The sequence below is a fragment of the Marinactinospora endophytica genome (genome assembly GCF_054780875.1).
On the sequence record NZ_BAAGVM010000002.1, the window covers coordinates 1 to 12,619 of the forward strand.

Annotated in this window: 12 protein-coding genes, 1 tRNA gene, 1 rRNA gene and 1 riboswitch; of the genes, 8 read left to right on the forward strand and 6 right to left on the reverse strand. The window is 69.7% G+C overall.

Going from position 1 to position 12,619, the window contains the following annotated elements; translation table 11 throughout:
• The first annotated feature begins 64 nt into the window (after positions 1–64).
• A 5S ribosomal RNA gene (rrf, locus tag ACYVHU_RS03790) occupies positions 65–181 on the forward strand.
• A 106-nt stretch (positions 182–287) separates the two neighbouring features.
• Here the strand turns inward: rrf and ACYVHU_RS03795 are convergent.
• Both ACYVHU_RS03795 and ACYVHU_RS03800 read right to left on the reverse strand, forming a co-directional pair.
• On the reverse strand, positions 288–1,316 hold the full coding sequence (locus ACYVHU_RS03795) for a DNA topoisomerase IB (RefSeq protein WP_498947526.1): 1,029 nt from the start codon (positions 1,314–1,316) through the stop codon (positions 288–290).
• An 868-nt stretch (positions 1,317–2,184) separates the two neighbouring features.
• On the reverse strand, positions 2,185–2,493 hold the full coding sequence (locus ACYVHU_RS03800; protein ID WP_078763643.1) for a hypothetical protein: 309 nt from the start codon (positions 2,491–2,493) through the stop codon (positions 2,185–2,187).
• Between the two features lie 154 nt (positions 2,494–2,647).
• Positions 2,648–2,713: riboswitch (guanidine-III (ykkC-III) riboswitch) on the forward strand.
• Between the two features lie 18 nt (positions 2,714–2,731).
• Between ACYVHU_RS03800 and ACYVHU_RS03805 the strand changes: the two genes are divergently transcribed.
• A complete protein-coding gene (locus ACYVHU_RS03805) occupies positions 2,732–3,046 on the forward strand; it encodes a DMT family transporter (protein WP_078763658.1) in 315 nt (104 codons plus the stop codon).
• Between the two features lie 51 nt (positions 3,047–3,097).
• On the opposite strand, the gene ACYVHU_RS03810 is transcribed toward ACYVHU_RS03805, so the two are convergent.
• The gene (locus ACYVHU_RS03810; protein ID WP_498947528.1) at positions 3,098–3,973 is read right to left on the reverse strand and encodes a CPBP family intramembrane glutamic endopeptidase; all 876 of its coding nucleotides are present in this window, start codon (positions 3,971–3,973) and stop codon (positions 3,098–3,100) included.
• A gap of 147 nt (positions 3,974–4,120) precedes the next feature.
• Between ACYVHU_RS03810 and ACYVHU_RS03815 the strand changes: the two genes are divergently transcribed.
• The 4 genes from ACYVHU_RS03815 to ACYVHU_RS03830 all read left to right on the forward strand — a co-directional run bounded on the left by ACYVHU_RS03815 (position 4,121) and on the right by ACYVHU_RS03830 (position 7,813).
• Positions 4,121–4,954, forward strand: coding sequence for a helix-turn-helix domain-containing protein (locus ACYVHU_RS03815; RefSeq protein WP_498947530.1), 834 nt, complete (start codon positions 4,121–4,123; stop codon positions 4,952–4,954).
• Positions 4,955–5,407: 453 nt separating this feature from the next.
• A complete protein-coding gene (locus ACYVHU_RS03820; RefSeq protein ID WP_235001147.1) occupies positions 5,408–5,530 on the forward strand; it encodes a DLW-39 family protein in 123 nt (40 codons plus the stop codon).
• A gap of 193 nt (positions 5,531–5,723) precedes the next feature.
• A tRNA-Ala gene (locus ACYVHU_RS03825) sits at positions 5,724–5,799 on the forward strand.
• A 1,357-nt stretch (positions 5,800–7,156) separates the two neighbouring features.
• Positions 7,157–7,813, forward strand: a complete 657-nt coding sequence (locus ACYVHU_RS03830; RefSeq protein ID WP_235001146.1) for a DUF1707 and DUF4870 domain-containing protein — start codon at positions 7,157–7,159, stop codon at positions 7,811–7,813.
• 68 nt (positions 7,814–7,881) lie between these two features.
• Here the strand turns inward: ACYVHU_RS03830 and ACYVHU_RS03835 are convergent, their stop codons facing one another.
• Positions 7,882–8,499, reverse strand: a complete 618-nt coding sequence (locus ACYVHU_RS03835) for a hypothetical protein (protein ID WP_078763639.1) — start codon at positions 8,497–8,499, stop codon at positions 7,882–7,884.
• 250 nt (positions 8,500–8,749) lie between these two features.
• Here ACYVHU_RS03835 and ACYVHU_RS03840 point away from each other — a divergent pair, with 250 nt between their 5' ends.
• Together ACYVHU_RS03840 and ACYVHU_RS03845 are read left to right on the forward strand one after the other, a co-directional pair.
• Positions 8,750–9,277, forward strand: a complete 528-nt coding sequence (locus tag ACYVHU_RS03840) for a peptidylprolyl isomerase (protein WP_078763638.1) — start codon at positions 8,750–8,752, stop codon at positions 9,275–9,277.
• A gap of 10 nt (positions 9,278–9,287) precedes the next feature.
• A complete protein-coding gene (locus ACYVHU_RS03845) occupies positions 9,288–10,169 on the forward strand; it encodes a rhomboid family intramembrane serine protease (protein WP_078763637.1) in 882 nt (293 codons plus the stop codon).
• A 180-nt stretch (positions 10,170–10,349) separates the two neighbouring features.
• On the opposite strand, the gene ACYVHU_RS03850 is transcribed toward ACYVHU_RS03845, so the two are convergent.
• A complete protein-coding gene (locus tag ACYVHU_RS03850) occupies positions 10,350–10,604 on the reverse strand; it encodes a cell division protein CrgA (protein ID WP_078763636.1) in 255 nt (84 codons plus the stop codon).
• A 172-nt stretch (positions 10,605–10,776) separates the two neighbouring features.
• Positions 10,777–12,606, reverse strand: a complete 1,830-nt coding sequence (pknB, locus tag ACYVHU_RS03855) for a Stk1 family PASTA domain-containing Ser/Thr kinase (RefSeq protein WP_078763635.1) — start codon at positions 12,604–12,606, stop codon at positions 10,777–10,779.
• Positions 12,607–12,619 lie beyond the last annotated feature (13 nt).

Consider the following 12,619-nt stretch of genomic DNA (forward strand, 5'->3'; position numbering starts at 1 on the left):
TTTTGCCGCGTTGTTGTTGTGGCTCTTGGTTTTCCCGCCCCTGTGTGGGGGTTGGGGTGAGGGTTACGGCGGTGATGGCGGGAGGGAAACACCCGGTCCCATTCCGAACCCGGTCGTTAAGCCTCCCTGCGCCGATGGTACTGCCTCCGTGTTGGGGTGGGAGAGTAGGTCGCCGCCGGGCATCTTTTCGGTTGAGGCCGGATCCTCCGTGTGGGGGGTTCGGTCTCCCGTGTGTGTGGGGGGGTTCCCGTTCCGGGAACCCCCCTTTTTTTGTGGTGGTGGGTGGGTCACGCGTTTCGTAGCATTTTCCGGACGGCTTCCTCGATCTCCCCCTGCGTCGACAGTTCGCCGTACTCGGCTTCGGCGGCGATGGAGCCGATGGAGGAAGCGATCGTGACACCGCGTTCGTAGAGCTCGAAGACCCGGGGATCGATGTAGGAGGCCCGGGCCACGGCGGGCGTGTTCCCCAGGTACTCGGCGACCTCCTGGACGACCCGTGCCTCCGCTCGGGTCTCCCCTGTCCCACTGGACGGGGCCTTCACCGAGACGGCGAGGCCGACCGCGGCGAGTACGGTCGCGTGCCAGGTGCGGAAGTCCTTCGCGGTGTACCTTCCGCCGGTGATCTCGCGCAGGTAGCCGTTGATGTCGTCGCTCGTGACGTCGTGCCATCCGTTACGGGTCCGGTACGCGAGAAGGTCGTCTCCCCCGCCCTCGCGTCGTTTGAGCGAGCGGACGAGCCGGCAGACCTCGGGTTCACGGAGCTCGACCTCGCGCTGCTTGCCGCTCTTCGCGGGATAGTCGAACACCACCCGGCCGCGCGAGCAGGTCACGTGTTCCCGGAGGAGGGTGGCGAGCCCGTAGCTCTCGTTGTTCTCCGCGTAGTCCTCGCCGCCGGAGCGGAAGAAGCCGAGGTCGATCAGGCGCAGCGCGGCGCTCAGAACCCGGTCACGCGAGAACCCGCGTGTTCGCAGGTTCTCCTCCGCCCTGGCCCGGATCTTGGGAAGTTCCTCGGAGAACTCCAGGACCCGGTCGTACTTCCTGCGATCCCTCTGGGCGCGCCACTCCTCGTGGTACAGGTACTGGCGTCGGCCGGCGTCGTCGGTCCCGAGCGCCTGGATGTGTCCGGCGGGGTCGGGCGAGATCCACACGTCCTTCCAGGCCGGGGGGATGGCCAGGGAGCGGATGCGGTTGAGCTCCTTCTCGTCGCGGAGGGGACGACCGGATGGATCGAGATACCGGAAGCCGCGTCCGCAGCGCCGCCGGATGATCCCCGGGGCCGCGGGATCACTGCGCCTGATCGCGTTGCCTCTGCCCATGACGCCCCCTTCGTCCCTGCCGACTGCCCTGGCGGCCGGTGGGCAAACCACGGCTCCGGCGGCCGGTGGGTCGCCGGAGCCGTGGAATTCATCCGGCACCAGGGACGGCGACGCCGCGCAGGCCGCTCCTCTCTCCGCTCAAGGAACGAACCCGGCCGGTGAAATGTCGACAAAGCGACACATCGATAACTCGCGATTTCGTCCGGACCGAAACTGGAGACTCCGCATCTGTGCAGGTCGGCAAGGCTTCAAAGGGATCTGCTGCCATGTCGACATGTCCATAACTCGTGACATCAAGCCGGAGTGAGCGGAGAGGCCCCTCCCCCGAGGACCTGGCCGGGCGGTCCTCGGGTCGACAGGGAGTCGAGTCGACAAGGAGGCGCGGGGTGCGCTGGGACGTGAGGACGTGGCGGAGTCCTCGGGGACGGAGGGCATGGGAAGGAAGGAGGGGGCGGGCTCGAGGCCCGGCCGGGGCGCGCGCCGGAGCTGCTGGGTGGTGTGCCCCGGCGTGGACGCCGGACGGTCACGTTTCTCCCCGTGTCCTCGGGTGGGGAGCATGGCGTGGCCGTGTCGGTGCGGCCGGATGGATCGGCCGTGTGTCGGGAGGGGGGCTAGTCCTCCTCGGAGTCGGCTCCCACGGGAGCCTCCATCAATTGGCGCACCAGCGCCATGAACTCCTCGTCGCTCATCGCGGCCCAGTCCACACGCTCGTTCATGTTGAGCGATTTCCCCGGCTACAAGATCAATAAGCCTGAAACGCCGCTAAACGAGCACGAATCCCGAGTGAAATTCGGGTTTCTTCGCTGTTTCATCCGTGCTGGGCCGGCCTGGCCTGCCGTTCTCCGAGGTGGGGGCCGCCCACGCCGAGTCAGATGCGCTGGTTCAGAGCCGCCCTGCACCGTGGGCACCGGCACCGCCGGTTGTAACCGGTGACCGTGCCGTGCGGGATACTCGGGTCGCGCTGGTCGGTGAGTGTCGCGTCCAGCTGGTCGCCGAATGCGCTGAGGATGCGAGCGGCGGCGAAAACCCGTTGCGAGGTCAGGCCGAGATCGCGGGCCGCGTCGTCGATGTGCATCCCCATGCGGAGCTTCGCGATCAAGCGTGACCGCATCGCGGGCGGAAACTCCTCCTCCGCGTTGGCGATCAGTTCCTCGGCGTCGTCGATGGGGTAGTTCATCACTTTCCTATGTTCGCGCGCGGGATGTGACGGCCCGGCGTTTCCTCCTGCATGCTACGCGCTATGTGGAGTGGGCGACTCCGATTCCGCGGAGAGGCCGGGGTGGCGAACATTCCGAGCGGCGGGATCTCCGGGAGCCGCTGGCAGAATATGGACGGGAGTACAACATGTCTTCCCCGGACGAGGTGCGTCGTACCCGGTCACGACAAGACGGCGCGGAACCCGAATGGAGGAGAACATGGCCTGGGTGGTACTTGTCCTGTCCGGACTCATGGAGACCGCGTGGGCGACCGCGTTGTCGGCGTCGAAAGGGTTCTCCCGGTTGGGGCCGAGTCTGCTCTTCCTGGTCACGCTGACCCTGAGCATGGCGGGGTTGGCCTTCGCGCTCCGCTCCATCCCCGTGGGGACGGGATATGCGATCTGGGTGGGAATCGGCGCGGTGGGAACGGCCCTCGTCGGGATGGTGTGGCTGGGCGAAGCGGTCAGCGTCGCCAAGATCCTGTGCCTGGTCCTGATCGTCTCCGGCATCGTCGGCCTGAAACTGCTGCACTAGGAGGGCGCGACCCCTCCACCCGCACGCGGAGCGCCCCGCAGGCGTGGAGCGTCACCGGGGAAGTCCGCCCCGGCGACGCAGGGCCGCCGTCAGGAGGACGATCCCCACGAGCACCGGCGGCAGAGCCGCCACCGGTGCGTCGGCCGCCCGGCCGAACGCCGCGGCCAACGGGCCCGCGGTGAACGCGAACGCGCCGTGGAGCGCGCACACCCCCCACAGCGTCCGGTCCCACACGACGTAGAGGGCGGCGAACACGCCGAAGCCGAAGGCCGCCACCAGGCCCGCGACCGCCCGCACCTCCCCCAGAAGGACGAGCGCGAACGCCGACAGCAGGGCCTGGAGCGCGATCGCGAGGGGAAGCGGAAGGGAACGGGCGAGCGCGTGCAGCAGCCAGCCCCGGGCCATCAGCTCCTCCGCGGTTCCGCGGGCCAGCAGACCGGCCAGCACCAGGACGCCGAGCGCCACGACCCGCGTGGGACCGACCCCGCCGGGGCCGGAGGGCGCGAGGGCGAGCGTGCCGGCGCCCAGGAGGAGTCCGACCAGCAGTCCTCGGCCCGCCGACCTCCACGGGAGCGGGGCGTCCAGCGCGATGTCGGAGAGTCGGCCGCGGGTGCGCCACCGGAGGTAGACGCCGAGCAGGAGGACCGCGGTCGCCAGACCGCCCAGGTGGGCGAGCGACCGCGGGACCTCGTGCCCGACCGTCCAGGCGGCGCCGGCCTGGTCCCCCAGCACGGCGCGGGCGGGGGCGGCGACAAGGGGGCCTCCGACGGCGGTGGCGGCGTACACGGCGCAGAAGACGGCCACCGCCTCGACCGTGTCGGCCAGGCGCCGCGGGAACGGCCTTTTGGTCGCGTCGTTTCCGTCGATTCCCCCACCCCCGTCGCTCTCTCCCCCGTACCAGCTGACGCACTCCTTAGGCCAGGCCACCGGAGCACCGTCCGGCGCTTCCGGAGGGGACGCGGACGGCTCGGCCGGGACGGACATCTGACCGTTTCCTCCCGGATTATTGCCGTCGTTCGACCGGGATGCTTCCCTGAAGTAACGCCCCCGGCACCCAGCGCGTACGGAAATGCCATGACCAGTCCCATCATCCGTCGCCACCACCTCTCCCTGGAACTGCGCAGAAGACGTGAGCTGGCCGGGCTCTCCCACGGCCAGGCCGCGGCCGCGCTCGGATGGCCGGCCCTCAGGATCGAGCGGATCGAGACGGGGGTGGGGGAGCCGCCGACGGTGGTCGAGGTGGCCGCGCTCCTGCGGCTCTACGAGGTCGACGCCGGCCAGCGGGACGCGATCCTCTCCATGGTCCACGACTCCCGGTCGCGTCCCTGGTGGAGCGACTATGAGGACGTCGTCTCATCGGCCTACGTCGGCAACGAGTCCGGAGCGGTGCGGATCAGCACCTACGCGGGCCTGCTCGTTCCCGACCTGCTCCAGGTCCCCGGCTACACCGCGCTGCTCGCCCGCTCGCAGGGACACGACGAGCGCGGGGTGGAGCGGACGGTCGCGGCCTTCCTCAAACGCCAGGAGGTTCTTCGGCGCGCCGGCCTGGAGCGCTACCACGCCTTGATCGAGGAGGACGCGCTACGGAGGCTGGAGGGCGAGCCCGAGATCCTGCGGGCCCAGTTGAGCAGGCTCATCGAGGCGGCGGAGTGGGGCGGGCGGACGCGGTTACAGCTGTTGCCCACCTCGGTGGGTCCCCACGCCGGTGCCGCGGGACCGTTCACGATTCTGGAATTCGACGAGGACGAGGGCGCCCTGGCCTTCGTCGAGGCGACGCACGGGGGTGCGATCGTGGAGGAGCGGACGTCGGTCGGACGGTGCGCGGAGGTGTGGGAGCGGCTGACCGGTGCCGCGCTGGGCCTCTCGGCGACGCTGGTCACCCTCAAACGGCTGGCCCTGCTCTTCTGAGAAGCGGTCCGGGTGATCCCTGTCCGGCTTCGGCCGCTCCACACCGAGTGTCCCGTCCGTCTCGGGTGGCCGTCCGGTTCGGTTCCTCCCCGATGATCCCCCTCCGGAGGAACCGCCCGGTTCGGAACGCTCCCGGTGATCCGGGGCCGTATGGGAGCGACGTGCCCGATCCCGGTTCCGGCGGGCCACAATAGGTGGTGCGGCGTGTCTCTGGGAGGGATCAGTGCCCCTCCCCCGCGTGTCCCGGGACGTGAACGTCCGAGGGGCCGAGGAAGAAGTGCAACGGGTTGCTAGTCTGCTTGGGGACAAACCCATAAAGTTCTCTTCTGACGCCTTCCGGCCGGCAGGGCGGAGAGCGTGGCCGGGCCGGACCATCGGCCGGGTTCCGTCCAGCTGGAACCGAGCGTCCAGAACTCATCCATCATCCGCGTAAGGAAGTAAGGGGTCCTCACCGTGAAGAAGATCATCGCCCTGGTGCTGGTGGCCCTCGGGGCGTTCGCCGTCTACCGCAAGATCCAGGCCGACCGCGCCGAGCTCGACCTGTGGACGGAAGCCACGGCGGCCAGCGAGAACTAGGCTCCACCGAGACGACAGGCCACGGCACGTCTCGTACGTGTCAGTGGCTGTCTCTTTGCCCGAGACGCCTCGACGCGCGCGCTCGGGTCCTTCCGGCACCCTCCCAGGCCGGGGAACACGTGCGTCGTCGGGGACGGTATGCTCTTCCTCGTCGGCCGTGTCGCCTGAACGGGCGGGGCCGCGATCTCGTAGAGGGGCCATAGCTCAGCTGGCAGAGCGCCGGTTTTGCATACCGGAGGTCAGGGGTTCGACTCCCCTTGGCTCCACCAGGGTTCTCGTAGACGGAACGAACCGCATCGGCCGTCCGGGTCCTCGACCGGGGCGGCCGATGCGCGTTAACGCGCATGCCGCCGAACGACACGCGGCCCCTCCGGCGAGGCTTCCCTGGGCGCGGGCGGGCCGGCGTGCCGACGGGTTCGCCCTCCGGCCCACTGGAGAGAGGGGCGCACCGCCCGGACGCCGCGGCGTGTTCCCCGAACCCGAGGCGTCCGCACCGCTCGGCTCGTGGGACCGCCGATCCGGCCGGCCCAGGACGGCGCCGCTCGGCCAGTCGTCCGGGAAGGTCCCCCCTCCTCGGCGTGGGGGCGCGTGTGCCGTTTCCAGACTCGGGTCGGTCGGTCCGCGGGCATCTGGTGGCCCCGCGCATCCTGGGGATCGGGGAACGGGCGTCCGCCAAGGGCACGGTCGCGCCCTGCGGCCAGGTCCATCCCGCTCCACGACCCGCCGTCCGCACCGCCTGTGTGGAACGACGGCGACAGCTCCGCGCCACCCGGTCCGTCACGGGGACGCCGGACATCCGCTGTGGCCTCGGTCCCGGAGGTCCGTCAGGAGCGGTTCAGCGCTCCGGTAGGCGGCGGACGAGGGGAGGGGGCGGTCCCTCCCCACGCCCCGGCCGGATCGCCGACGGCCCCGACCACTGGACGGGACGCGGCGCGCGACCGGACTATCCGTTGATGCGGGTGGCCGCCGCAGGGGCGCGGAGTGCTACGTCGTCGTGGACGCCGGCCCCGGCCGACGAGGGGAGATGTCGGAGCGGGCCGGGGGCCTCGCCGTCCCCGTGGAAGAGATGACCGCGCCGGCGGCCGGCCGGCGGCGTGGCTCCGGACGGCCACCGCGAGGCCGTGCTCCCCTGCGACCGCGGTCCCGTTGCCGGGCCGGCGCCGGCCCACCGTTCGTGACGGGACCGCGGTCCGCCGTCGCCTGGCTCCCGCCCTTCGAGGCCGTGGCGGGCCGTGTCCCCGGCGGTGCCCTCCCGGCCGCCACGCGGGCAGCGCGGGGAGGGGACGCGGTCGGCCACCCTCCCACCGGTCGCCCCCGACGTCGGTCCCCACCGGTGATCAGGGTGTCCCGGCGAGGCCCAACCGCGGGTTCCATCGGTGGAGCGGTCAGGCGGCGCGGTCACGCGGCCGATCGCGTCGGTCCCCACCGGGTTCCACTGGGGATCGGGAACCTCGAGGAGGACCGGAGCGTTTCACCTGCTGAAGTCTTCCACCTGGGACACCATGGAAATCTCAGGGTCGATATCAGGGTCGTTCCCGTGTCCGTGTGGCGGGCGATGACGCATGATGGAAGTACGAGCGGGCGTCTCCGCGCGGGCTGCCATAGGCGACACGGCAAGGAGTGAAGGTGGCTGTGTACAACCCGAATACTCCCCACCCCTCTTCCAACGGCCCGTGGCATCCGGACCGGTCCCGTTCCACCCCGGTCCCGGCCGACCAGTTGAGGGTCACCCACGCCGACCGCGACGCGGTGGCCGACCGCCTCAAAGACGCCTTCGCCGATGGGCAGCTCGACGAGACGGAGTTCGACCAGCGGCTCGACCTCGCCATGAACGCGAAGGTCCGCGCCGACCTGGTCCCCCTGCTCCAGGACCTCACCCCGGCGCAACACGGGCCGGCCGCCGCCCCGGCGCCGCCCTGGCAGGCCACCGAGGACGAGGCGAGCCGCGAGGACCGCGTCTGGGCGCTCGGCGCGCACGTGTCGGGCTACTTCACCCTGTGCCTCGGTCCGCTGCTGGTCCTGCTGATCAAGAACGACGCTTCGCCGTTCCTGCGCCGGCAGGTGCTCGAGGCGCTGAACTACCAGCTCAACTTCTTCATCGCCTCGCTCCTGATGTCGGTCCTGTGGATCCTCATCCTGCCGGTCTTCGTCTACCTGTTCATGGTGCTCGGCTGGGTGTTCCTGCCGCTGCTGGCGGGCGTGGCCGCCGCCCTCGGGTACAACTGGCGCTATCCGTTCGTCTGGCGCATCGTCAAGAACGGATCGCGCGGGAAGAACTCCTAGCCCCGCCCCGAAACGTACGAGAACGGCCCCGCGGTGTCACCGTGGGGCCGTTCTCGCGTCCGGGGAGGTCACTTGGTCTTGTCGGCGGTGACGCGACCGTTCAGCTCCTGCTTGGATTCCTTCGCGCCCTGGGCGGCGATGTCCTTGGACTCCTTCGAGCCCTGCGCGGCGGTCTCCTTGGCCTTCTTCGTCTCCGCCGCGACCTCCTCCGCCGAGCCCTTGAGCTTGGCCGAGGTCTCCTGGGCCTTGGCGGCGAGCCGCTCCTTGGTCTCGCGGACCTGGTCGCGGGCGTGGTTGAGGTTCTCCTGCCACTCGGCGTCCTGCGACGCCTGCCGGGCGCGCAGCACCCCGTAGGCCAGGACGGCGGCGACCGCGCCGGTGCCGACGATCAGGAGGGAACGGGGGAAGCGCCGCTTGCGGACCGCGACCGGCTCGACCTTGTGGGCGGCGGCGGACAGGAGGCCGGCGACCCGCGGCGCGACGGTGTCCTCGACGCGCTGGGCGGCGGTCTCCAGCCGGGGGGCGGTCCAGCCGCGCGCCTGGTTGATGCGCAGGAGCGCGGTGTCGCGGGCCTGGTCGGCGTAGGGACCGAGTCGTTCGGCCCGCTCACGAGCGATCTCCTGGAGGCGGGCCAGGGCCGCCTCGGTTTCGAAGTTGCCCTTACGGCGTTTCAACGTGATCGGCACGTCGACCTCCTCTGTATCAGGATGCTGTATCGCCCCTTCCCGTTCGGATCCGGGCTATGCACGGGTGTCGGCCGGGCGCGGCCCCGCGTGGCCGACAGGAGCGTGTCAGCTCAACCTATGCCGTGGATGTCTGATAGCTCACGCTGTGACACACCTCGATCGGTTCGCGCTTTTCCTCCGTCCCGCAGTCGGACCGGAGCGGACGGGTAACGTGGGACGGGTAAGCCACACACAACGGAAAGGCACCCAGGTGTCCGACGCACAAGGTCAGCTCTTCGCTCGGATGAGCACCAACCACGGCGACATCGTCCTGAAGTTGTTCGCCCAGGAGGCTCCCGAGACGGTGAAGAACTTCGTGGAGCTCGCCGAGGGCACGAAGCAGTGGGTCGATCCCCGCACCGGCAAGCCGAGCAACGCCAAGCTGTACGACGGCACGATCTTCCACCGTGTCATCAAGGGGTTCATGATCCAGGGCGGCGACCCGCTCGGCAACGGCCGTGGCGGCCCCGGCTACAAGTTCAAGGACGAGTTCGCCCCGTCCCTGAAGTTCAACCGTCCCTACCTGCTGGCGATGGCGAACGCGGGGCCCAACACCAACGGCTCGCAGTTCTTCATCACGGTCGGCGCGACCGAATGGCTCACCAACAAGCACACGATCTTCGGCGAGGTCGTCGAAGGCCGTAACGTCGTCGACGAGATCGCGCAGGTCGCCACGGACCAGATGGACCGGCCTGAGAACGACGTCGTCATCCAGTCCGTCACCATCGAGCGTAAGTAGGCGGGAGGAGATGAGCGCCTCTCCGCCCCCTTCTCCCTCGGGGGCGCAGGAGCACGCCGTTCCGACGTGCTTCCGGCACCCTGATCGGGAGACCTATGTCCGCTGTACACGGTGTGAGCGGCCGATCTGCCCCGACTGCATGCGCGAGGCGTCGGTGGGCTTCCACTGCGTCGAATGCGTCGCCGAGGGCAACAGGAGTGTGCGAGAGGCGCGCACCACGTTCGGCGGCCGGGTGACCGCCCGGCCCTACGTGACCTGGGCGCTGATCGGCCTGATGGTCCTGGGCTTCCTGCTACAGCAGGTGGTCCGGCAGGGCGGCTGGTCGCCCGTCACGGCCCAGTTCGCCATGTGGGGCGGCGGCGTGCTGTACCACGACCAGTGGTACCGGCTGTTGACCTCGGCGTTGCTGCACGGCAGCATCATGCACCTGCTGTTCAACGGGTTCGCGATGTACGTGCTCGGCCCGCAGCTGGAGAGCTGGCTGGGGCACTGGCGTTTCCTCGCCCTGTGGGTGCTCAGCGCCATCGGCGGCTCGATGCTCACCCTCGTCGCCGACCCGGGACAGGTGTCCGTGGGCGCCTCGGGGGCGATCTTCGGCCTGTTCGGCGCGGTCCTGCTGATCGGGCGCCGGCTGCGTCTGGACACCCGGTTCATCCTCGGCCTGCTCGCGGTGAACCTGCTGATCACGTTCCTGGTGCCGGCCATCTCGTGGACGGCGCACATCGGCGGGTTGGTGAGCGGCCTGGTTCTCGGGGCGGTCTACGCCTACCTCCCGCGACACGCCCCGGCGGGGACACGTTCCCGCACGGTCGTCCACGCGGGGGTGACCGCGGGCTACGCGCTGCTGCTGGCCGCGGTCGCGGTCGGGGCGTCCATCGTCCTCACGGGCTGATCCGGAAGACGGCCGGGGGCGGGGTCCGCGCGGACCCCGCCCCCGGCCGTCCGCGTCCGTCGTTCTCTTTCCCCGGACATGGCGAAAAGACTACCCACAGGGTGTGGATAACTCTGTGGATAGTCGCGTTCTCGCTGTGGATAAAAGCCAGGGGCGCCTGGCTGAGCTGCCGGGATCCTGCTAGTGCCAGCGTGTGGACAAGATGACGGCGATGATGATGCCGCTGAACCCGATGGCCAGGTTCCAGTTTCCGAGGTCCCGCATGTAGGGCACGGACTCGCCGGCGATGTAGTAGACCGCGATCCACAGGATGCCCAAGAGCCCGAAGGCCACCATCGCCGGTACCAGCCATCGCGGAGAGACCTTCGGCTTCTCGGCCGACGGCGGCGGAGTGTAGGCGGCCTTCTTCTTGCGATCGTTGCGGGATTTGGGCACGGTCGCTGCTCCAAAAACGAAAGGGCCGGACTGATCGACGGATAACACAGTCTACGCCCCTCCAAGAGCCCGCGGAGACCGGACCGACCTTCCCACGCGAGCTCTCCTGAGCAGCGGAAAGGGGCACCGCCCGAAGGCGGTGCCCCTGAACCGGCGCCGAGGAAGCGGCGGCCTAGTCGCGCCAGCTCATGTTCCCGGCGCCGGGAGGCCACGGCATCTCCTCGGGCCATCCGGGCGGAGGCGAACCATGCGGTCCACCGCCCGGTCCATCATCTTCGCCCTCGTTCCCCTCGTCGTCGGAGGGTCCGGGGTCCGGTGACTGCTGGGCCGGGGCCTTGGCGACCGTCACGGTGACCGAACCCCCCGGCTCGACCCGCTCCCCCGGAGCCGGGTCCTGGCTCAAAACCGTGCCCGGCGCGACGTCGCCGTTCTCCTCCTCGCGGAAGTTCGCGGACAACCCGACCTCGCTGAGCTTGCTCTGCGCCTGCTCCCGGTTCATGTTGGCCAGGTCGGGCACTTCGACCGTGCTGGGACCGGTCGAGACGACGATGCTGACGGACGTTCCGGGTTCCACCGCCGAGCCGGCCTGGGGATCGGTGCTGACGACCTGGCCCTGGGCGACGGAGTCCGACGCCTCGCGGCTGATGGGGCCGATCTGGAACCCCTCCTCCTGAAGCTGCTGCATCGCGTCGGCCTCGGACTGTCCCGACACGTCGGGCACCTCGATCGTGCCGGGTCCGGAGGAGACGAGGATCGTGATGGCCGTGTCCTCGGACACCGACTGGCCCTGGCCCGGATCGGTCCCGATGACCTGCCCCTCCTCGACCTCGTCGTCGGGGCGTTCCTCCTCGTCGATGTTGGTGAACCCCTCGCCCTCCAGCGTCTGCCGGGCCTCCTCGGGCGAGCTTCCGGCGACGTCGGGGATCGTGATCCCCTCGGCGCCGCCGCGCATCAGCATCCAGCCGAGGAAACCGATCGCACCGAGCACGGCGAGGGCCAGGACCACCCACATGACCTTCTTGGTGCGGTCGTCACCGCGGCCGCGGTGGTCGTCGTAGCCGTCGTCGTAGTCGTCGTAGTCGTCGCGCCGCTCCTGCTGGACCGGGGGCAGCATCGTCGTCGAACCGGCGGGGGCCATCGCCATGGTCCCGGCCTCGGTCGGCATGCCCTGGAGACCGCGCTGGATGTCGGCGCGCATCTCGCCGGCGCTCTGGTAGCGCTCCTCGCGGTCCTTGGCCATCGCCTTGAAGACGATCGCCTCGATCCACTCGGGGATCTCCGGGTCGAGTTCGGACGGGGGTACCGGGTGTTCGCGGACGTGCTGGTAGGCGATGGACACCGGGGAGTCGCCGGTGAACGGCGGCCGTCCGGTCAGCAGCTCGTAGAGCACGCACCCGGTCGAGTAGATGTCGCTGCGGGCGTCCACCCGCTCGCCTCGCGCCTGCTCCGGCGACAGGTACTGCGCGGTTCCGATGACCTGTGAGGTCTGGGTCATCGTGGCCTGGGAGTCGTTCATCGCCCGCGCGATGCCGAAGTCCATCACCTTGACCTCGGCCTGGCGGGTCAGCATGACGTTGGCCGGCTTGATGTCGCGGTGCACGATCCCGTTGCGGTGGCTGTACTCCAGCGCGCGCAGGATGCCGTCGGTCAGCTCCAGGGTCCGCTCCGGGAGCAGCCGGCGGTCGTCGTCGAGGAGCTCCTTGAGAGTCCGCCCATCGACGAACTCCATGATGATGTAGGGGATGGACACGCCGTCGATCATGTCCTCGCCGGTGTCGTACACCGCGATGATCGAGGGGTGGTTCAAGGAAGCCGCGGACTGCGCCTCGCGCCGGAACCGAGCCTGGAATGTGTGGTCGCGCGCCAGATCGGAACGCAGGGTCTTGACGGCCACCAAGCGGTCAAGTCGGAGGTCGCGAGCGCGGTAAACCTCGGCCATGCCACCGCGCCCGACGACTCCGTCGAGTTCGTAGCGGCCACCGAGTAGCCGTGGCTGAGACATGTCGTGAACTATT

Excerpts from the sequence above, each read along its gene's own strand:
- ACYVHU_RS03805 (WP_078763658.1), top strand. The coding sequence starts at position 2,732 with ATGGCCTGGGTGGTACTTGTCCTGTCCGGACTCATGGAGACCGCGTGG.
- ACYVHU_RS03845 (WP_078763637.1), top strand. The coding sequence starts at position 9,288 with ATGAGCGCCTCTCCGCCCCCTTCTCCCTCGGGGGCGCAGGAGCACGCC.
- pknB (WP_078763635.1), bottom strand. The coding sequence starts at position 12,606 with ATGTCTCAGCCACGGCTACTCGGTGGCCGCTACGAACTCGACGGAGTC.
- ACYVHU_RS03795 (WP_498947526.1), bottom strand. The coding sequence starts at position 1,316 with ATGGGCAGAGGCAACGCGATCAGGCGCAGTGATCCCGCGGCCCCGGGG.
- ACYVHU_RS03800 (WP_078763643.1), bottom strand. The coding sequence starts at position 2,493 with ATGAACTACCCCATCGACGACGCCGAGGAACTGATCGCCAACGCGGAG.
- ACYVHU_RS03815 (WP_498947530.1), top strand. The coding sequence starts at position 4,121 with ATGACCAGTCCCATCATCCGTCGCCACCACCTCTCCCTGGAACTGCGC.